General features: G+C 56.0%; 17 protein-coding genes. 9 read left to right on the top strand and 8 right to left on the bottom strand.

Features of this window, described 5'->3' with window-relative positions:
• Together rcsB and rcsD are read right to left on the bottom strand one after the other, a co-directional pair.
• Positions 1 to 651: a response regulator transcription factor RcsB gene (gene rcsB, locus CWM58_RS12485; protein WP_004201684.1), complete on the bottom strand. Its 651-nt coding sequence runs from the start codon at positions 649 to 651 to the stop codon at positions 1 to 3.
• Positions 652 to 666: 15 nt separating this feature from the next.
• A complete protein-coding gene (gene rcsD / locus CWM58_RS12480; RefSeq protein WP_100681034.1) occupies positions 667 to 3,324 on the bottom strand; it encodes a phosphotransferase RcsD in 2,658 nt (885 codons plus the stop codon).
• Between the two features lie 771 nt (positions 3,325 to 4,095).
• Here rcsD and CWM58_RS12475 point away from each other — a divergent pair.
• From CWM58_RS12475 to mgtE, 6 genes are all read left to right on the top strand, one after another.
• On the top strand, positions 4,096 to 5,187 hold the full coding sequence (locus tag CWM58_RS12475; protein ID WP_061153822.1) for a porin OmpC: 1,092 nt from the start codon (positions 4,096 to 4,098) through the stop codon (positions 5,185 to 5,187).
• A 103-nt stretch (positions 5,188 to 5,290) separates the two neighbouring features.
• Positions 5,291 to 6,343 carry an FAD:protein FMN transferase ApbE gene (gene apbE / locus CWM58_RS12470; protein WP_100681033.1) on the top strand — a complete coding sequence of 351 codons (1,053 nt, stop codon included), beginning with the start codon at positions 5,291 to 5,293 and terminating at the stop codon, positions 6,341 to 6,343.
• 73 nt (positions 6,344 to 6,416) lie between these two features.
• Positions 6,417 to 7,481, top strand: coding sequence for a bifunctional DNA-binding transcriptional regulator/O6-methylguanine-DNA methyltransferase Ada (gene ada / locus CWM58_RS12465; RefSeq protein ID WP_061153824.1), 1,065 nt, complete (start codon positions 6,417 to 6,419; stop codon positions 7,479 to 7,481).
• Positions 7,481 to 8,134: a DNA oxidative demethylase AlkB gene (gene alkB, locus CWM58_RS12460; RefSeq protein WP_061153825.1), complete on the top strand. Its 654-nt coding sequence runs from the start codon at positions 7,481 to 7,483 to the stop codon at positions 8,132 to 8,134. The genes ada and alkB overlap by 1 nt, the downstream gene beginning before the upstream one ends.
• 74 nt (positions 8,135 to 8,208) lie before the next feature.
• Complete coding sequence (locus tag CWM58_RS12455; protein WP_100681032.1) at positions 8,209 to 9,852, top strand: multidrug ABC transporter permease/ATP-binding protein; 1,644 nt, start codon at positions 8,209 to 8,211, stop codon at positions 9,850 to 9,852.
• Positions 9,853 to 10,007: 155 nt separating this feature from the next.
• Entirely contained in the window at positions 10,008 to 11,444 is a 1,437-nt protein-coding gene (mgtE, locus tag CWM58_RS12450; protein ID WP_100681031.1) for a magnesium transporter, read from the top strand.
• On the opposite strand, the gene CWM58_RS12445 is transcribed toward mgtE, so the two are convergent.
• On the bottom strand, positions 11,407 to 12,567 hold the full coding sequence (locus CWM58_RS12445; protein WP_100681123.1) for a SulP family inorganic anion transporter: 1,161 nt from the start codon (positions 12,565 to 12,567) through the stop codon (positions 11,407 to 11,409). The genes mgtE and CWM58_RS12445 overlap by 38 nt on opposite strands.
• Positions 12,568 to 12,926: 359 nt before the next feature.
• Here CWM58_RS12445 and mqo point away from each other — a divergent pair, with 359 nt between their 5' ends.
• A complete protein-coding gene (gene mqo / locus CWM58_RS12440) occupies positions 12,927 to 14,561 on the top strand; it encodes a malate dehydrogenase (quinone) (RefSeq protein ID WP_032733376.1) in 1,635 nt (544 codons plus the stop codon).
• Between the two features lie 64 nt (positions 14,562 to 14,625).
• Here mqo and eco read toward each other — a convergent pair whose 3' ends face one another.
• From eco to CWM58_RS12420, 5 genes are all read right to left on the bottom strand, one after another.
• The gene (gene eco / locus CWM58_RS12435; protein ID WP_032733375.1) at positions 14,626 to 15,117 is read right to left on the bottom strand and encodes a serine protease inhibitor ecotin; all 492 of its coding nucleotides are present in this window, start codon (positions 15,115 to 15,117) and stop codon (positions 14,626 to 14,628) included.
• 154 nt (positions 15,118 to 15,271) lie between these two features.
• Positions 15,272 to 16,381, bottom strand: coding sequence for an AI-2E family transporter (locus CWM58_RS12430; protein WP_008803986.1), 1,110 nt, complete (start codon positions 16,379 to 16,381; stop codon positions 15,272 to 15,274).
• 22 nt (positions 16,382 to 16,403) lie between these two features.
• A complete protein-coding gene (locus CWM58_RS28155; protein ID WP_133122423.1) occupies positions 16,404 to 16,697 on the bottom strand; it encodes a hypothetical protein in 294 nt (97 codons plus the stop codon).
• 19 nt (positions 16,698 to 16,716) lie between these two features.
• The gene (locus CWM58_RS12425) at positions 16,717 to 16,905 is read right to left on the bottom strand and encodes a hypothetical protein (protein WP_061153831.1); all 189 of its coding nucleotides are present in this window, start codon (positions 16,903 to 16,905) and stop codon (positions 16,717 to 16,719) included.
• Positions 16,906 to 16,976: 71 nt separating this feature from the next.
• Entirely contained in the window at positions 16,977 to 17,186 is a 210-nt protein-coding gene (locus CWM58_RS12420) for a YdgH/BhsA/McbA-like domain containing protein (RefSeq protein WP_100681030.1), read from the bottom strand.
• Between the two features lie 332 nt (positions 17,187 to 17,518).
• Here CWM58_RS12420 and CWM58_RS12415 point away from each other — a divergent pair, with 332 nt between their 5' ends.
• Together CWM58_RS12415 and CWM58_RS12410 are read left to right on the top strand one after the other, a co-directional pair.
• Positions 17,519 to 18,259: an amino acid ABC transporter ATP-binding protein gene (locus CWM58_RS12415; protein ID WP_008803988.1), complete on the top strand. Its 741-nt coding sequence runs from the start codon at positions 17,519 to 17,521 to the stop codon at positions 18,257 to 18,259.
• An 8-nt stretch (positions 18,260 to 18,267) separates the two neighbouring features.
• On the top strand, positions 18,268 to 18,966 hold the full coding sequence (locus CWM58_RS12410; protein ID WP_061156331.1) for an ABC transporter permease subunit: 699 nt from the start codon (positions 18,268 to 18,270) through the stop codon (positions 18,964 to 18,966).
• Positions 18,967 to 18,971 lie beyond the last annotated feature (5 nt).

Below are 18,971 nucleotides of genomic sequence, written 5' to 3'. Positions count from 1 at the left end.
TTACTCTTTATCCGTAGAGCTCAGCGAGACGGAGGAGAGGTAGTTCAGCAGCGCAATGTCGTTTTCCACGCCCAGCTTCATCATCGCCGACTTCTTCTGGCTACTGATGGTTTTGATGCTGCGGTTGAGCTTTTTGGCGATCTCGGTCACCAGGAAGCCTTCAGCGAACAGACGCAGCACTTCGCTCTCTTTCGGCGACAGGCGTTTATCGCCATAGCCGCTGGCGCTGATTTTTTCCAGCAGACGAGAGACGCTTTCCGGCGTGAATTTCTTCCCTTTCTGCAGCGCGGCCAGCGCTTTTGGCAGGTCGGTCGGCGCCCCTTGCTTGAGGACGATCCCTTCGATATCCAGATCCAGCACCGCGCTGAGGATCGCCGGGTTGTTGTTCATGGTCAGAACAATGATCGACAGATCCGGGAAGTGGCGCTTGATGTATTTAATCAGCGTGATCCCGTCGCCGTATTTATCACCAGGCATGGACAGATCGGTGATCAGCACATGGGCGTCCAGCTTCGGAAGATTGTTGATAAGGGCCGTGGAGTCTTCAAACTCGCCAACGACGTTCACCCACTCAATTTGCTCAAGTGACTTACGAATACCGAACAGTACGATCGGATGGTCATCGGCAATAATTACGTTCATAGTGTTCATGTATAAGGCTACCTTCTACAGCAAGCTCTTGACGTAAGCGTCAATGTCGCTGATATATTTTTCTATGCCTTGCGCATCCTTTTCGCGAATCAGATGCTCAAGCGTTTCACATAACTGCTTGCCGGGTATCAGATTAAGCATAGCAAATGCCCCTTTGAGGCGATGGGCGGTTTGCGCCAGAGCAGCAAAATCGCCCGCTTCGATTTCAGTATACAATCTCTGAACATCATCCGGTACCGTATCGGCAAACAGTGCGTAATAGCCGCTGGCATGGAGTTCGGCGTTACTCTCGTTTCCTGAGGTGGCGGGCTGAACCGCCTCCTCCGCCAGCTGCTGTTCAATAAGCTGCAGGATAGCCTCCTGCATCGCCGTGCTAATATTAAAGTTGACCCGCAGTTGTCCCGGGCCGATCTTGCGTATCCCGACCTCATCATCGCTTAAAAGCAAGCCCGAAGCAGTAAGATTAGACGGATTATCCGTTAAATACAGATCGAACGCTTGACTTGTCGCCCGATCGTCCGGCGTGATGCAGGACGCGCCCCAGCTCTCCAGCTGGCGGGTGACAATCCGCCGCACTTCACTGGAGGTCACATCCAGCAGGACGATAACGTCATCCAGCAGATGTTCGCCCGCCTCTGGCGCCTCTTCGCTGGCCGGCATTTTCAGATGCAGGGTATAGCGAGTCCCCAGCGACTCCCGCGCTTTGATGGTCAACTGCCCACCCAGTTTGCGCGTCATGCGGTCGCACAGCCAGAAGGTGAGGGCGTTCGCCTTGCCGTATAGATCGCTCTGGGTCGCGTTGAGATACGGGAAGTGCAAATTATCGATCTCGTTCGCCGAGACGCCGTTGCCGGTATCCAGAATGCGGAAGGTCAGACGATCGCTGGCCGACTCGTCCTGGCAAACGTCGAGGGTGATCTTGCCGATAGGCGTGGTGGTGACTGAATACTGGATTAACAGCACCAGCGTGCGTCGCAAGGCTTCACGGTCGCCGTAGCGCTGCTCACCGGCAGGGAGCGCGTTATTGATAAGCAACTGTAAACCCTTGCGCTTCATGGCTGGCAGCACCTCCGGCACGACGTCGTCAATCAGCGCCTGAACGGAGAACAGCGCCTGGCTGGTTTTCCAGGTGTCGCTTTCCAGCAGATTAGCAAGCTGAATGTCATCAATCAGTTTGACCAGCTCATCGGCATGCTGCGCCAGCGTCCGGTTCTCTGCGCTGTCGAGCGCCGCCGCCTCTGCCGCCAGAGTCAGGGCGGGCTGCTTCAGGGCGCTGCCAATGTGTTGCATAAAAGCCGCCCGACCCTGCTGGTTTTTCTCATACAAGCGTTGGGCCTGTTTGAGCTTTTTATTGACCAGCACTTCACGGTCCTGGTCACGGATAATCAGGATCTGCGTGCGCGGCGCGACCTGGCTGCGATACTGGCGGATTTCATACTGCTCGTTGTTGACGGTGGCCTGAATCACCCCCTGATGCTGGTCCGCCATATTGGTGATGTTCTGCAGATTCAGATGCGGGAGCAGGTGGTCGGCAATAGGGTTGCTGATAAGGGTTCGGTTGGCTTCCTGATCGTGAACCAGCAGCCCCAGCGGCAGCAAAGAAACAATCTCTTCATTAATAGCGCGCAGCAGACGCAGTTCGCTGTTGGCGGCGGAAGGGAGCCCGGCGCCAGACGGACTGCTGCGTCCTTTAAAATGACGAAAGGTGGTAAAACCAAACAGCGCCAGCGCCAGCAGGCCGATGTTGAGCAGCAGCGGCAGAAGAATATTCTGTAGGGCGGCCAGCAGCATGCTGCTCAGCGGTACCGTCCAGAGTAACTGCATACCGGTCGTGCTGATATCAGTGGCGATTTCGATCTGCATGCCGTTAAAAGTGATCCCGATATGGTCGGTGGTCTCTTTGTCAGGATTGGTGGCAAGGTTTTGCGACGGGTCTGGCTCAATACGGAAGCTGTCCAACGCCATGCCCGGCGGGATCAGATCGTTAATCGGCAGGTCGAAAGCGACCACGGTGGCCAGGTGTCCGGGCTGGTTGAAGGTGGTGCGTAACGTAAAGTAGTGCGCGTTCTGCCAGGCGAGATGGCGCAGCGGCGAGAAGGTCTCGCGCTCATCAAGGGTATTGGCCTGCAGCAGCATCTCCGCGCGCCGGGATTCCACCACGCTACTGATCGTTGACTCTTTAAAGCTTGAGGAGAGGTCCTTCAACGGCAGGGTTGAGACCAGAATCAGGCTATTGTCCAGACCATTGAGATAGTACATCGACCATGGGATGGTCTCCGCGCCCCACAAAATATCGAGATAATCGGACATTTTCTGCGTCATCTCGAGGGTCGAGCTGTCGTGGGAGCCAAAAATCAGCGCTTCGGTTTTACGCCGGGGCTTCTCAAGGTAGTAGACGTCCTGTTTTAAACGCGTCTCCTGCAAGCCACCGCTCGCAGCGTTAGCCGAGGTCGCGGCGATATTGTCGTAAATCTGCCAGGTAGCATAGCGCCAGGTGTCAATGCGCTGGTGCAAGGCGTGGGAGACATCAACCACCTGATAGCTCTTCTCTTTCAGCCAGGCATTGACGGCACTTTGAATCATCACCCCCATCGTCGCCAGCAGGACAATAACCATCAAAATGAAGAAGCGGCTGATGTTGCCGGGGATCAGGGAGAATTTTTTCGGGGTCATCTTGTGGCTGAACGACTCATCATTGTTTGTAAACAGGATGTAGCGCCAGAGTAACTGGCAACAAAGCAGATGCTGCAGGCAGTATAAAGGCTAATGGCGTAAATCCATACTACAGAATGGTGCCAGCGGCGCGATACCCTCCAGGAATTATCTTAGAATCGAAGCGCAAATGAAACCGCGCCATCAACGCCGACCAGTAGCGATATTGACAAAATGTGGGGATAAGAATCGCACGAAATAACAAGACATTGGCTGAATAAGAGCAACTAACAAGCTAATTGATTGATTAATAGTCGTTAGGGAATCTTTGGCTGTAGCACAGATAAATTAAAGTTGTGTAAAGAAGGGTAAAAAAAACCGGATGCGAGGCATCCGGTTGAAATAGGGGTAAACAGACATTCAGAACTGAATGACGGTAATAAATAAAGTTAATGATGATAGCGACTGTTATTTTAGTCACCAATGATAGTTTTGTTTTACCATTCAGTGCTATAGGGTTATTTCTATGTATGTGATTGATTCTAAATGGTTAAATATTTTTTTTGATTATTAGTGCGTATTTCCCAGACCATTTTGCGGTGCAAAAAGTTCCGCCAAATTTACAAATTGAAACATCTTGTGGGCATTTTGAAACATCTTAGAAGTTTTAGTATCATATTCTTGTTGGATTATTCTGCATTTTGCAGCACAATGAAATAGCCGACTGATTAGAAGGGTAATCAGTAAGCAGTGGCATAATAAAAGGCATATAACAAACAGAGGGTTAATAACATGAAAGTTAAAGTACTGTCCCTCCTGGTACCGGCTCTGCTGGTAGCAGGCGCAGCAAATGCGGCTGAAATTTATAACAAAGATGGCAACAAATTAGACCTGTACGGTAAAATCGATGGCCTGCACTACTTCTCTGACGACAAGAGCGTAGACGGCGACCAGACCTACATGCGTGTAGGCGTTAAAGGCGAAACTCAGATCAACGACCAGCTGACCGGTTACGGCCAGTGGGAATACAACGTTCAGGCGAACAACACTGAAAGCTCCAGCGATCAGGCATGGACTCGTCTGGCATTCGCCGGTCTGAAATTTGGCGACGCGGGCTCTTTCGACTACGGTCGTAACTACGGCGTGGTATACGACGTAACGTCCTGGACCGACGTTCTGCCGGAATTCGGCGGCGACACCTACGGTTCTGACAACTTCCTGCAGTCCCGTGCTAACGGCGTAGCAACCTACCGTAACTCTGACTTCTTCGGTCTGGTTGACGGCCTGAACTTTGCTCTGCAGTACCAGGGTAAAAACGGCAGCGTCAGCGGCGAAGGCGCGACCAACAACGGTCGTGGCGCGCAGAAACAGAACGGCGACGGCTACGGTACTTCTGTAACTTATGACATCTTTGATGGCATCAGCGCTGGTTTCGCGTTCTCTCACTCTAAACGTACCGACGATCAGAACAACCTGGTTCTGGGTAACGGCGACAACGCTGAAACCTACACCGGTGGTCTGAAATACGACGCGAACAACGTTTACCTGGCGACTCAGTACACCCAGACCTACAACGCGACCCGCGCCGGCTCCCTGGGCTTTGCTAACAAAGCACAGAACTTCGAAGTGGTTGCTCAGTACCAGTTCGACTTCGGTCTGCGTCCGTCCGTTGCTTACCTGCAGTCTAAAGGTAAGGATCTGGAAGGCTACGGCGACCAGGACCTCCTGAAATATGTTGATGTTGGCGCGACCTACTACTTCAACAAAAACATGTCCACCTATGTTGACTACAAAATCAACCTGCTGGACGACAACAGCTTCACCCGCAACGCCGGTGTTTCTACCGACGACGTGGTTGCACTGGGCCTGGTTTACCAGTTCTAAGTCGCAAGCTGCACAACAAAAAGGCGCCTCTGGCGCCTTTTTTTATGTCTGGTTTAACCTCGCTGGTATACTCTTGTCGCCCTGGTAAGAGGAGCCTCGATTAATGGACATGACTTTCTTTCGCGCCGCATTGCTGGGCGTCTGCGTATTGCTCTCTGGCTGCGATTCAGCCACCACCCCTGCGACCCCCACCTCGACGGCCACCGTGCTGGATGGCAAAACGATGGGCACCTTCTGGCGGGTCAGCGTCATTGGCGTGGATGAGGCAAAGGCTCAGGCGTTGCGCGATAAAGTTCAGGCCCAGCTGGACGCCGACGATCGCCTGCTGTCGACCTGGAAAAACGACTCGGCGCTGATGCGTTTCAACCACGCGGCGGATACCCGGCCCTGGCCAGTGAGCGAAGCGATGGCGGACATCGTGACGCTGTCGCTGCGGATTGGCGCCAAAACGCACGGCGCGATGGATATTACCGTGGGGCCGCTGGTCAATCTGTGGGGCTTTGGCCCGGATAAACAGCCGGTCACCACTCCGGATGCGCAGGCGATTGCCGCGGCGAAGGCGCGCACCGGCCTGCAGCATCTGCAGGTTATCAATCAGAGCGGCAGGCAGTTCCTGCAAAAAGATATCCCCGACCTGTTTGTCGATCTCTCCACGGTGGGGGAGGGCTATGCTGCCGATCACCTCGCGCGATTGATGGAGCAGGAGGGGATCTCCCGCTATCTGGTGTCGGTAGGCGGGGCGCTGGTGAGCCGAGGGATGAACGGCGAAGGCAAGCCCTGGCGGGTGGCGATCCAGAAACCGACCGACCGGGAAAACGCCGTCCAGGCGATTGTCGACATCAATGGCCACGGCATCAGCACCTCCGGCAGCTATCGTAATTACTATGAACTTGACGGCAAACGTATCTCGCACGTCATTGATCCGCAGACCGGGCAGCCGATAAGCCATAAGCTGGTCTCCGTCACCGTCATTGCGCCAACGGCGCTGGAGGCGGATGGCTGGGATACCGGACTGATGGTGCTCGGGCCGGAAAAAGCGCAGCAGGTGGTGCGCGAGCAAGGGCTGGCAGTCTATATGATCGTCAAAGAGGGCGAGGGGTTTAAAACCTGGATGTCGCCACAGTTCCGCACCTTCCTCGTCGGCGAGAAAAATTAAAAAGCAAGATTGCGGGTTTTTTGCTGCGGGCGTCGCCGCAGACTGAGGATACACTTACAGCAGGAGCCTCGTCATGAAACCGATAGTTGCCGATACCGATGACCGCCGCTGGCAGGCGGTCTGCGAACGTGATACCCGGGCCGATGGTCAGTTTGTCTTCGCGGTACTGACCACCGGCATCTGCTGCCGCCCTTCCTGCCGCTCGCGTCGTGCGCGGCGGGAAAATGTGCGCTTTTTTGCCGACGTCGCCTCCGCCGTGGCGGCGGGGTTCCGCCCCTGCAAACGCTGCCAGCCGGATAAAGACGATCCGCAGCAGCAAAGGGTCGACAAAGTGGCGCAAGCTTGCCGGTTGCTGGAGCAGGACGCGCCCCTGACCCTTGAGGCGCTGGCTCGTGAGCTGGCGGTCAGCCCGTTTCATTTCCACCGTTTGTTTAAATCCGTCACCGGTATGACCCCCAAAGCGTGGCAACAGGCGTGGCGTGCCCGACGCCTGCGGGAAGCGCTGGAGCAGGGGAACACGGTGACCCGCGCCGCGCTGGCGGCCGGTTTTCCCGACAGCAGCAGCTATTATCGTCAGGCCGATGCGGCATTAGGCATGACGGCGAGCCAGTTTCGCCGTGGCGGCGCTGCCACCGTGGTGACCTGGACGACGGGCGACTGCGCGCTGGGTCGCTGTCTGGTGGCGCAAAGTGAGCGCGGCGTCTGCGCGGTTCTGCCGGGCGATAACGATACGGCATTGCTCGACGACCTGCGCCAGCGCTTTCCCAACGCCGAGCTGCGTCAGGGAGACCCTGAGTTCCGTCGTCAGATGGCGGAGATTTTCGCTCACCTCGACGACAGCCGGCGGCCGGTGTCGCTGCCGCTGGATCTGCAAGGCACTGCGTTTCAGCTGCAGGTCTGGCAGGCGCTGCGGCAGATCCCGGCGGGCGAGACCCGCAGCTACCGCCAGGTGGCAGAGCATATTGGTCTGCCACGAGCAGCAAGAGCGGTGGCTGGTGCCTGCGCGGCGAATTCGCTGGCGGTGATCGTTCCCTGCCATCGGGTGGTGCGGGAGGGCGGCGCGCTGTCCGGTTATCGCTGGGGAACGGCGCGGAAAGCCCAGCTGCTGGCGCGCGAGGCCCAACACGAGGAGGAATAATGCTCGATCTGTTTAGCGATACGCCACCGTGGCAGGAGCCGCTGGCACCCGGTGCGGTGGTGCTCCGACGCTTCGCCCGCGAGCGCGCCCCGGGGCTGCTGCAGGCGATTGCCGATGTCGCCCGCCAGTCGCCATTTCGCCAGATGGTCACGCCGGGCGGATATACCATGTCGGTCGCCATGACCAACTGCGGTGCGCTGGGCTGGACCACCGATCGCCACGGCTACCTGTACGCCCCGGTCGACCCGTTAACCGATCAAACCTGGCCGCCGATGCCTGCCGTATTCCGCGAACTGGCGCTGGCGGCAGCCGCCGCCGGCGGCTATCCGGGCTTTTCCCCCGACGCCTGTCTGATTAACCGCTATCAGCCGGGCGCAAAACTGTCGTTGCATCAGGATAAAGATGAACAGGATCTGCTGGCGCCGATCGTCTCGGTCTCGCTGGGTCTGCCGGCCATCTTTCAGTTTGGCGGGTTGCAACGCAGCGACCCGCTGCAGCGGCTGCTGCTGGAGCATGGCGATGTGGTGGTCTGGGGCGGCGAGTCGCGTCTGTTTTATCATGGTATTCAGCCGCTGAAAGCCGGTCATCACCCCGAAACGGGCGACTGTCGTTACAACCTCACTTTTCGGCAGGCGGGCAGTCGCCAGTATTAAAATAAGAATTATTCTTGATGTCATCGGCGAGCCGTTTAAACTGCTGGCTGTTTTGCTTTTCCGGATAGCCTGTTATGGAACTTCTCTCTCTCGTCTGGCGTCAGTATCGCTGGCCGTTTCTCGGCGTGATTGCCCTCAGTCTGCTCAGCGCCGCGCTGGGTATCGGCTTAATCGCCTTCATTAACCTGCGCCTGATTACCGCTGTCGATACCTCGCTGCGGGTCCTGCCGGAGTTTCTTGGCCTGCTGGGGCTGCTGATGGCGGTGACGCTGGGCTCCCAGCTGGCGCTGACCACCCTCGGCCACCATTTTGTTTATCGCCTGCGGGGCGAATTTGTTAAACGCATCCTCGATACTCAGATTGAACAGGTGGAGAAGATCGGCAGCGCGTCGCTGCTTGCCGGGCTGACCAGCGATATCCGTAACATCACCATCGCCTTTGTGCGCCTGCCGGAGCTGGTGCAGGGGATCATTCTGACCTTCGGCTCTGCCGCCTATCTGGCCTGGCTGTCAGGCAAAATGATGCTGGTGACGGCGCTGTGGATGGCGCTCACCATCTGGGGCGGTTTTGTGCTGGTGTCGCGGGTGTACAAACATATGGCCAGCCTGCGCGAAACGGAAGATAAGCTGTATCACGACTACCAGACGGTGCTGGAGGGGCGCAAAGAGCTGACCCTCAATCGCGAACGCGCGGAGTATGTGTTTAATCAGCTCTACCTCCCGGACGCCCGGGAGTATCGGCACCATATCGTTCGCGCCGATACCTTCCATCTCAGCGCGGTTAACTGGTCGAATATTATGATGCTTGGCGCCATCGGGCTGGTGTTCTGGATGGCCAACAGCCTCGGCTGGGCCGATACCGCCGTGGCAGCGACCTATTCCCTGACGCTGCTGTTTCTGCGCACGCCGCTGCTCTCTGCCGTCGGCGCGCTGCCCACCTTGCTCAGCGCCCAGGTGGCGTTTAACAAGCTGCGCCAGTTCTCTCTCGCCCCATATCAAGCCGAATTTCCCCGGCCACAGGCGCATCCTGACTGGCAAACGCTGGAATTGCGCGATGTCACTTTCCATTATCCGGACCATCGCTTTGCGGTAGGGCCGCTTAACCTGACGCTGAAACGCGGCGAGCTGGTGTTTCTGATCGGCGGCAACGGCAGTGGCAAGTCAACCCTGGCGATGCTCCTGACCGGCCTGTATCAGCCGGTTTCCGGTCAGATCCTCGTGGACGGCCAGCCGCTGGCGGCGGATAAACCGGAGGAGTATCGCAAACTGTTCTCTGCGGTGTTTACCGACGTCTGGTTGTTTGACCGTCTGCTCGGGCCGCAGGGCGAGGAGGCCGATCCGACGCTGGTGGCAACGTGGCTGGAGCGCCTGCAAATGACCCACAAGCTGCAGCTGGAGAACGGGAAAATCGCCGACCTCCGGCTGTCGAAAGGGCAGAAGAAGCGCGTGGCGCTCCTGCTGGCGCTGGCCGAGTCCCGGGACATCATTCTGCTGGATGAATGGGCGGCGGATCAGGACCCGCATTTCCGCCGCGAGTTCTACCAGGTGTTGCTGCCGCTGATGCAGCAGATGGGGAAAACTGTGTTCGCCATCAGCCATGACGATCACTACTTCCAGCACGCCGATCGTCTGCTGGAAATGCGTGCCGGCAAGCTGTCCGAACTCACCGGGGAGGAGCGGGCGCAGGCTTCCCGCGATGCGGTGGCCCGTACGGCCTGATGCTCGCCGCGAGCCCGAGGGAAAACCCGGGCGCCGCGCCGCTGAAATTTTCAGCGACTACATTGCTGACAGTTATTATTTCCCCCTCCCCGCGCTATGCTTAAGGCTTCCGGCCCACAGGCCGGCTCACTATTCTCAAAAGGATTGCCCGATCGATGTCCGTTTTGCATAAAAAAAGCGCCCGCTTGCGTGACGAAGAGCGCGCCCGTCTGATTTGGCTCTTGAGCACCGATAAAGCGGTGACCTCCGCGCTGCTGGGCAAACTGACGCTGGCCGAACGTTACGATGAAGGCACGCTGGCCGATGACCTGGCGGAAGTCGAGATCCTGGTCTCGCATCTGCCGCCGCCGGATCTCGCCGATGCGCTGGAAGCGCTCCCCTATGACGCTCGCACCGCGCTGTGGTGCCTGGTGCCTGACGATAAACGTGGCGAAGTGCTGCTGGAAGCCTCAGAAAACGTCTGGGGCGACCTCATCGACAAGATGAGCGACTCCGAGCTGCTGCAGGCGATGCAGCCGCTGGATATCGATGAACAGGTTTACCTGCTGCAGCATCTGCCGCGCAACCTGACCGGACGGCTGCTGGCGACCCTGCCGGCCGAGAAGCGCGCCCGTATTCGCCAGATTATGCGCTACGCTGACAACAGCGTCGGGGCGATCATGGAGTTTGAGGTCATTACGGTTCGTCCGGAGGCCACGCTGGCGGCGGTGCAGCGCTATCTGCGGCGTCTGGGTAAAATGCCGGAGAATACCGATAAGCTGTTCGTCACCACCCGCAATAAGCTGCTGCTCGGTGAGCTGGAGCTACAGACCATTCTGCTCAACGATGCGCAGAAGCGGGTGGGGGAGGTGATGGAGGGCGATCCGGTCACCTTTCAGCCGCACGAAGAGGCCGAGAAGGTGGCGCGCACCTTCGAACGTGATGACTTACTCAGCGCCGCCGTCATTGATGCCGACGGCAAGCTGATCGGGCGTCTGACCATCGATGAGATCGTCGATGTGGTTTATGAAGAAACCGATAACGATCTGCGCCGGATGGGCGGTCTGAGCGATGAAGAGGATGTCTTCGCCCCGGTCAGTAAAGCGGTCAAAACGCGCTGGGCGTGGCTGGCGGTCAACCTGTGTACGGCGTTTATCGCTTCCAGGGTCATCGATGGCTTCGAACACACCATTTCACAGCTGGTGGCGCTGGCCTCGCTGATGCCGATCGTCGCCGGGATCGGCGGCAATACCGGTAATCAGACGATCACCATGATCGTCCGGGCGATGGCGCTGCAGCAGATCCAGCCCGGCAGCTTTACCTTCCTGATCCTGCGTGAAATGGGGGTCGCCCTGATTAACGGCCTGGTATGGGGCGGGATTATGGGGGCTATTACCTGGTGGCTGTATGACGATCCGCAGCTCGGTGGGGTGATGACGCTGGCCATGATGCTCAACCTGCTGATGGCGGCGATGATGGGCGTGATAATCCCGATGGTTATGGTGAAGCTGGGGCGCGACCCGGCGGTCGGCTCCAGCGTGATGATCACCGCTATCACCGACACCGGCGGCTTCTTTATTTTCCTTGGTCTGGCGACGCTGTTTCTGATGTAGCCTGCGCCTTCGTGCGCAGGCGGCGGGGGATGAGCGCCATGGCGATGATCCCCGCCAGCACGCCGATCGCCAGATTGCTGGTTCCCACCGTCGCGGCGACGGTCACCAGCATCACCAGCGTTTCCGGCCACGGATTACGCGCCAGTTCGCTCGGGCGAATGCTGTGCCAGCTAAAGGTTTTCACCGCCACAATCACCATCACCCCAGCCAGCACCGCCATCGGGATCTGCGCCATCACCTGGCTGAGCGCCGTTACCAGCAGGAGCAGCACCAGACCGGCGATCACCGTTGAGAGGCGGCTGCGGGCTTTGCCCATCTCCACGTTAACGATGGTCTGGCCGATCATCGCGCAGCCGGCGATACCGCCATAACAACCGGCAAGGATATTGGCGATACCCAGCCCGGCGCTCTCCCGCGATTTATTCGACGGCGTATGGGTGAGATCATCCACCAGCTTAGCCGTCAACAGGGACTCCATCAGGCCGACAAAGGCGATGCTGAGGGCGCAGGGCCAGATAATCTGCAGTGTCGCCAGGTTCAGGGGGACGGTCAGGGCAGTGAATCCCGGCAGGCCGCCGCTCATCGAGCCTTCATCGCCGACGGTGGGCAACTGCTGGCCGGTGGTGACGGTATAGAGAGTGAGCACAACAATGGCGATCAGTGGCGCCGGGACAACCTTAATGAAGCGCGGCGCCCACAGGACGATAAGCAGCGTCAGGACGAACAGGCCAACGATCAGTGGTTGGCGACTCCAGAAATGCGGTACCTGAGCAAAGAAAATCAGTATCCCGAGGGCATTGACGAACCCGGTCATCACCGCCGGGGGAATAAAACGCATCAGGCGCGCCATGCCGCACAGACCAAACAAAATTTGAATCATACCCGCCAGAATGACAGCCGGCAGAATGTAGCCCACGCCGTACTGATGCACCATCGGGCCAATGACCAACGCCACCGACCCGGCGGCAGCCGTCACCATTGCCGGGCGCCCGCCGAGCACCGACATCGCCAGACAAAGCACCACCGAGGCAACCAGGCTGACCTGAGGGTCAACGCCGGCAATGACCGAAAACGAAATGACTTCAGGAATCAACGCCAGGGCGGTAAGCACGCCGGCCAGCACTTCGCGCGTCAGCAGCGACGGGGAGCGGAGGATCGGACGCAAAGTGCCGGAAGCGGAGGAGTCAGGAACAGGCGGCATAAAAAAAGTTCGCAGGTTATAAAAAAAGGAGGAGCGGTGTCAGGCCCGGCTTCCGTGCGGTCTGTCACAAAACCGAGGATGATAGCGCGGAATCCGCAACGCTACCAGTATGAAAAGTGATTTTGTGTATACATTTATTAAACATTTTTATAACGGATCTCAAAACAGAACTTAAAATTTAAACAATATTTAAATTTTTTAGCTTAGGTGGTAACGTGAGCGGTGAGAATCGTATCACCTGCGCTAAATAAAAACAGCGAGTAAAGTAAGGCTCAAATCCGATGAATAAAAAGATGGCCGTACCACGCTCACAGGCGGTTGGTCCCAACAGCACTCGGACCAACACCCGCCATGAGCAAGAGACGGATGTATTGTTGATTGGCGGCGGCATTATGAGCGCCACACTGGGAACCTGGCTGCAGGAGCTTGAGCCAGACTGGTCTATTACCATGGTTGAGCAAATGTCCAGCGTGGCAGAAGAGAGCTCAAATGGGTGGAACAATGCGGGTACCGGCCACGCGGCGCTGATGGAGCTGAACTACACGCCGCAGACCGCCAACGGCATTAATATCGACAAAGCGGTCGACATCAACGAAGCCTTCCATATCTCGCGTCAGTTCTGGGCGCATCAGGTGACGCGCGGCGTCCTGAACAAACCAAAATCTTTCATTAACAGCGTGCCGCACATGAGCTTTGTGTGGGGCGAAGATAACGTCAACTTCCTGCGCGCGCGCTATGCGGCGCTGCAGCAGAGCGAACTGTTCCGCGGTATTCGCTATTCTGAAGACCATCAGCAGATCAAAGCCTGGGCACCGCTGGTGATGGAAGGCCGCGATCCGCAGCAAAAGGTGGCCGCCACCCGTACTGAAGTGGGAACTGACGTCAACTATGGCGAAATCACCCGCCAGCTGATCGCCGGCCTGCAAAAGCATGATAATTTCTCCCTGCAGCTGGGTACCGTGGTACGTCGCTTCAAGCGCAACGCCGACAAGAGCTGGACGGTCACTCTCGCGGATGCCGACAACCGTCGTCAGAAGCGGGTCATTAAAGCTAAATTCATCTTTATCGGCGCCGGCGGCGCGGCGCTGACGCTGCTGCAGGAAACCGGCATTCCACAGGCCAAAGAGTATGCGGGCTTCCCGGTCGGCGGCCAGTTCCTGGTCTGCGAAAATCCGGAGGTGGTGAACCACCATCTGGCGAAGGTTTACGGCCAGGCCGAAGTGGGCGCGCCACCGATGTCGGTGCCGCACATCGATACCCGTATTATCGACGGTAAACGCGTGGTGCTGTTCGGGCCGTTCGCCACCTTCTCGACCCGCTTCCTGAAAAACGGTTCGCTGTGGGATCTGCTGGCCTCGACGAATACCTCGAATATTCTGCCGATGCTCAACGTCGGTCTGGACAACTTCGATCTGGTGAAATATCTGATTAGCCAGGTGATGCAGAAAGATAAAGATCGCCTGGCTGCGCTGTGCGAATACTATCCGGAAGCGCGGAAAGAGGACTGGCGGTTGTGGCAGGCCGGTCAGCGCGTGCAGATTATCAAGCGCGATGCGAAGAAGGGCGGGGTACTGCGCCTCGGCACCGAAGTGGTCAGCGATGACGAAGGCACCGTCGCGGCACTGCTCGGCGCGTCGCCTGGAGCCTCCACGGCGGCGCCTATCATGCTGCAGCTGATGGAAAAAGTGTTTAAAGATAAAGTCAATTCGCCGGAATGGCAGGCCAGGCTGAAAGCTATCATCCCGACCTACGGTATTCGCCTTGATGGCAACCCGGCTGAGATTGAGAAAGCGCTGGCGTGGACCAGTGAAGTGCTGGAGCTGAAATATGAGCCGGCCGCGGCGGCGGATGAAGCCCCGCAGGCGGAGCTGAAGCCGCTGAGCGGTGGTAAGCCGATGGCGGATATCGCGCTCTGACAAACGCTCTGACAAAAACGGCAGCCTGCGGGCTGCCGTTTTTTTGTCGGTTTGATGGGGCGACTTAGCGGACGACGGCGTTACCGATGGTTTCGTCGGCGCGCCAGATGCGATATTTCACATCGACATTGGTCGGCGCGTACACGACAATCGGCAGCTTGCTGTTGTAGCGCAGCATGGCATCATCGCCGAGACCGGCAGTGACAAATTTCTTCTCTTTCTTGCCATCCGGGCAGGCCATCATGGTAGAGACCGGGCCGCTCAGCTTATCAAAGACATAGTAGTCATAGCCCCAGCCTTCCAGGGTTTTGCTTTCCAGCTTCCCGCCTAAACGATGGTGGTTGCAGTCAACTTCCAGCGTCTGGCCGATTATCAGCTCAACCTTCAGCGCTGACTCATCCTGCTGCTGCGGCAGCTGAATAACCTGACGCTTCATGCCTTTTTCCGCTTTCGGGAACGGCGCGACTTTTTCCAGCGGCTGGTCTGCGGCCAGGGCGCCAGCGGACATGCAGGCGGCGGTCAGCAGAGAAACGGCTAGCGTAGTGATTTTTTTCACGGTTGATCATCCTTTATTTTCGTTCCTGACTGATACAGCCTATCATTGCTTTGCTGAATGTTAAGTTTTATTTACTAATTTTTTCAAAATGAATGGTGTTATGTACTGGCATGATTCCATCAACGCACCTTGCGCCCGACGCCGGCCGATGAAGCTATTCGTTGCGGCTATTTTTCGCTTCCTCAATGAATTCTTCATCTAATTCATCAGTGTTGCCGGCATGCTCTCGTCCCGACAGCAGGTTCCAGCAAGCGATAAACAAGGCGGCAATCAGCGGCCCGATAACGAATCCGTTGATGCCGTAGATCTCCATGCCGCCCAGAGTGGCGATAAGGATCAGATAGTCCGGCATTTTGGTATCCTTGCCCACCAGCAGCGGACGCAGAATGTTATCCACCAGGCCAATCACAATCACAAAGAAGCCGACGATAAAGGCACCCTGCCACAGCTGCCCGGTGGCGAAGAGGTAAATCGCCGCCGGCACCCAGATAATGGCCGAGCCTACCGCCGGGATAAGCGACAGGAACGCCATCAACGCTCCCCACAGAATACTGCCGTCCAGACCGGCAACCCAGAAGGCAAAGCCGCCCAACGCCCCCTGCGCCAGCGCAACAGCCACAGTGCCTTTTACCGTGGCGCGGGCGACCGCGGCGAATTTAGCGAACAGGTGCTGCTTCACGTAGCTCGATAACGGCAGGGATTCGAGGGTCAACAGCACCAGGTAAGGCCCATCCTTCAGCAGGAAGAACAGCAGGTACAGCATAATGCCGAAGCTGACGGTAAAGCCAAAGGTGCCTTTACCAATCAGAAATGCGCTGCCGGCCAGATACTGGCCGCTTTTCAGCGCAACATCGGAGAGCTGCTGCTGGATCTGCTGCGCGCTATCGAGGTTGTGCTCGGCAAGGAAACTTCTCGCCCAGCCGGGGAGGTGGGCAAACAGACTGGCGACCACCGTCGGGAACTGAGTGTCGTTATGCTGAAGTTTGCTATACACCACGTTCAGCTCGTAGGCCAGCGACGAGAGGATGATCGCCAGCGGCGTAAAAACGATAAGGCAGATAATGACGATGGTCAGCAGCGCCGCGAGGCCATTGCGCTCGCCGAGGCGAGTGCGAATCTTGTTTTTGACCGGATTAAAAATCACCGCAAGGATCGCGGCCCAGAGGATGGCGGAATAATAGGGTGAGAGAACATCAAAAAAGGCCAGGGTTACAATAAAGACGATAAGGATGAAAAATCCTTTGGTAAGTCCATTAACTCTCATGTCATCCGCTCCTGCTTATGAGTCATACAGTCGAATAATAGATGCTACGACGTAATTTACCATCAGGATAGTCGTACTCTATATCTGAGGCGGAAAAGTTGATAAAACCCTGCTGAAGCTGTTCAGTAAAACTGACTACGGCTGCTTTTAATGCCTGTCCGGTACGCATGATGAAAGCAGTATCATCTGCAAAACGTTCATTCAGGAAGCGACGAGATGTAGAAGCGCAGTATATCGATACGGCAAAAGCGGAGGTTATGGCGGATAATCCGTGGGGAAACGGGCAGAAAAAAAAGCGCGCAGCGGATATTTCCACGCGCGCCTTGTGCTGTGACTTACTGAAGATTGCCTGCCGTCAGGCTCTCTTTATCAAAGGCATGGCTGACATCAATATGATTTTGATGCATCGATGTATCGATATTTGAACCTGCCTCCGGACGTGCAAAGCTATTCTCTGCGGCCATCACGCCGGACGAAAGTGTTGCGGCCAACAGCAGTGCGGTGACTACGCCGATATTTTTCATGTTCTGTTCCTTATTGCATCGTGTTGTCGCTGTCGCCTGTGACTTCCGGCGGCCCGGCAATGTTGGCGATTTTATTTCGTCAACTCAGCGGTCATATGTACGCGGTTATTGAATTGAGCGCTGGTGATTTTGTAAGACGCGCCTTGTTCCGCGGCCTGAGCGGCAATTTTGGCTTCTGCGCGATCCAGTGTGGAAGCGCTGGCGCTGATGCTCTGCGCAAAAGTACCGAAAGAGATCATAGAGAGTGTGGCAACTGCAACGAAAGTTTTGATGGATTTCATGGTCGTATTCCTTAAGTGTTTTGTCAGTGTTGGAGCGTTGTTGCCCCGATGTGATAAATGATAGGCTGACGGTCGGATGATTAAAATCGAAACAATTTGCTCTCATTGTTCAGTAAAGTTGAATAAGTTTGTGCGGTACCGACATCCTGTTTTGCTAAGAAAGTCTGATTACAATTCAGCCTCATTGTCATAACAAATATATAAAAAGTTATTTTTTAACTTTCGATAGATGATTTTCTTGTTTGCTATCATCTGAACCGCGGCAATATAGTTTTTAGACAGCAATAAGCGCCGGCGTGCGGCAAATAAAAATTATCCACGAATATTTCATTATGATAACTATTAATAAGATCAGTAAAAGCTTCTCCGGTGAAAGAGTGCTAAAAGAGGTCTCGCTCAGTATTCATTCCGGCGAGATTATTTGCATTATTGGCCCCAGTGGCTCAGGGAAAACCACGCTATTACGTACGCTTAATTTCCTGGAGCCTGCCGATAGCGGGCAAATAAGAATAGATGATGTGGCGCTGGATTGCGCAAAAGCGGGCAAAAAGGAGATTGAAAAGCTACGGGCAAAAACCGCCATGGTTTTTCAATCGTGGAATCTCTTTCATAATCTGACCGCACTGCAGAATATTACCGAAGGACTGATTTACGCTCAAAAGCGCCCGCGTCAGGAGGCGCAGGATATTGCTGAACAACTCTTAAAGCAGGTGGGGTTATTGCATAAAAAAGACAGCTATCCGCACAGTCTCTCCGGCGGCCAAAAGCAGCGTATCGGGATTGCGCGGGCGCTGGCAATTAACCCCGCCGTTCTGCTGCTGGATGAGCCGACTTCCGCGCTGGATCCGGAAAAAGTTGGTGAAGTGCTGGAGCTTATTCAGACGATTGCCGCTGCGGGTCAGACGATGATTATCGTGACCCATGAAATGGCGTTCGCCCGCCAAGTCGCTTCCCGGGTGGTATTTATGGAAAACGGCGAAATCGTTGAGCAGGGCCCGGCGGAACAGATATTTGGCGCAGCACAGCAGGGGCGAACCCGGGCGTTTCTGGCGCAACTGCACTATCATGCCTGAGGCTACTGATGAACAATAACCCGCTCTTTAACTGGCAGGATATCGCCGGAATATTGCCGAAACTGCTGGAAAATTTACCCGTGACCCTCGGGATAACGCTGGCCTCGCTGCTGCTTGGTTTGACGATCGCGCTGCTGATTGTGCTGCTGCAGTTTAGTCGCTTTAAGCCGCTCAGCGCGGTAGCAAACGGGTATACCGACATTCTGCGTGGCGCCCCCCTGGCGCTGCTGATCCTGCTGTTTTTCTTCGGCGGAAAATTAATTTTGACTGCGCTGGCGCTGCCGCCGCTATGGATTAGCGATACCACCTTTGCGGTGTTGTCTATTTCGGTCAGCATCAGTCCCTATTTTGCGGAAATGATGCGTTCAGCGTGGCGTGCGGTGGATATCGGCCAGAAAGAGGCCATTATCAGCTTGAATATTCCCTGGCATAAGGGAATGCTGCGGATTATTTTTCCCCAGGGGCTCATTATTGCCATTCCCGTTTTTGGTAATCTTTTAATTAACCTCGTGAAGATGACCTCACTGGTCAATATTATTGGTATTGTAGATATTTTTGGCCGTGCACAAAAGATTTCACAAAATAGCTATGGGTCTAAACAGGTCGCGGCATTTATTAGTGTTATTATCGTTTACTGGGTGCTGAATAGTATTATTCTCTATTTTACCACTCGTATTGAAAAGAAGTATCAGTTCCTGTTGGAGTGATAGAT

This window comes from Klebsiella sp. H-Nf2 (assembly GCF_002806645.1).
GTDB lineage: Bacteria > Pseudomonadota > Gammaproteobacteria > Enterobacterales > Enterobacteriaceae > Klebsiella > Klebsiella variicola.
This window is presented reverse-complemented; position numbering and strand designations above follow the sequence as displayed.

Bases quoted from the DNA above. Each gene is read 5' to 3' on its own strand.
- apbE (WP_100681033.1), top strand. From the start codon at position 5,291: ATGGACATGACTTTCTTTCGCGCCGCATTGCTGGGCGTCTGCGTATTG.
- mgtE (WP_100681031.1), top strand. From the start codon at position 10,008: ATGTCCGTTTTGCATAAAAAAAGCGCCCGCTTGCGTGACGAAGAGCGC.
- CWM58_RS12415 (WP_008803988.1), top strand. From the start codon at position 17,519: ATGATAACTATTAATAAGATCAGTAAAAGCTTCTCCGGTGAAAGAGTG.
- rcsD (WP_100681034.1), bottom strand. From the start codon at position 3,324: ATGACCCCGAAAAAATTCTCCCTGATCCCCGGCAACATCAGCCGCTTC.
- CWM58_RS12455 (WP_100681032.1), top strand. From the start codon at position 8,209: ATGGAACTTCTCTCTCTCGTCTGGCGTCAGTATCGCTGGCCGTTTCTC.
- CWM58_RS12420 (WP_100681030.1), bottom strand. From the start codon at position 17,186: ATGAAATCCATCAAAACTTTCGTTGCAGTTGCCACACTCTCTATGATC.
- CWM58_RS12475 (WP_061153822.1), top strand. From the start codon at position 4,096: ATGAAAGTTAAAGTACTGTCCCTCCTGGTACCGGCTCTGCTGGTAGCA.
- CWM58_RS12430 (WP_008803986.1), bottom strand. From the start codon at position 16,381: ATGAGAGTTAATGGACTTACCAAAGGATTTTTCATCCTTATCGTCTTT.
- mqo (WP_032733376.1), top strand. From the start codon at position 12,927: ATGAATAAAAAGATGGCCGTACCACGCTCACAGGCGGTTGGTCCCAAC.
- alkB (WP_061153825.1), top strand. From the start codon at position 7,481: ATGCTCGATCTGTTTAGCGATACGCCACCGTGGCAGGAGCCGCTGGCA.
- CWM58_RS12410 (WP_061156331.1), top strand. From the start codon at position 18,268: ATGAACAATAACCCGCTCTTTAACTGGCAGGATATCGCCGGAATATTG.
- rcsB (WP_004201684.1), bottom strand. From the start codon at position 651: ATGAACACTATGAACGTAATTATTGCCGATGACCATCCGATCGTACTG.
- ada (WP_061153824.1), top strand. From the start codon at position 6,417: ATGAAACCGATAGTTGCCGATACCGATGACCGCCGCTGGCAGGCGGTC.
- CWM58_RS12425 (WP_061153831.1), bottom strand. From the start codon at position 16,905: ATGAAAAATATCGGCGTAGTCACCGCACTGCTGTTGGCCGCAACACTT.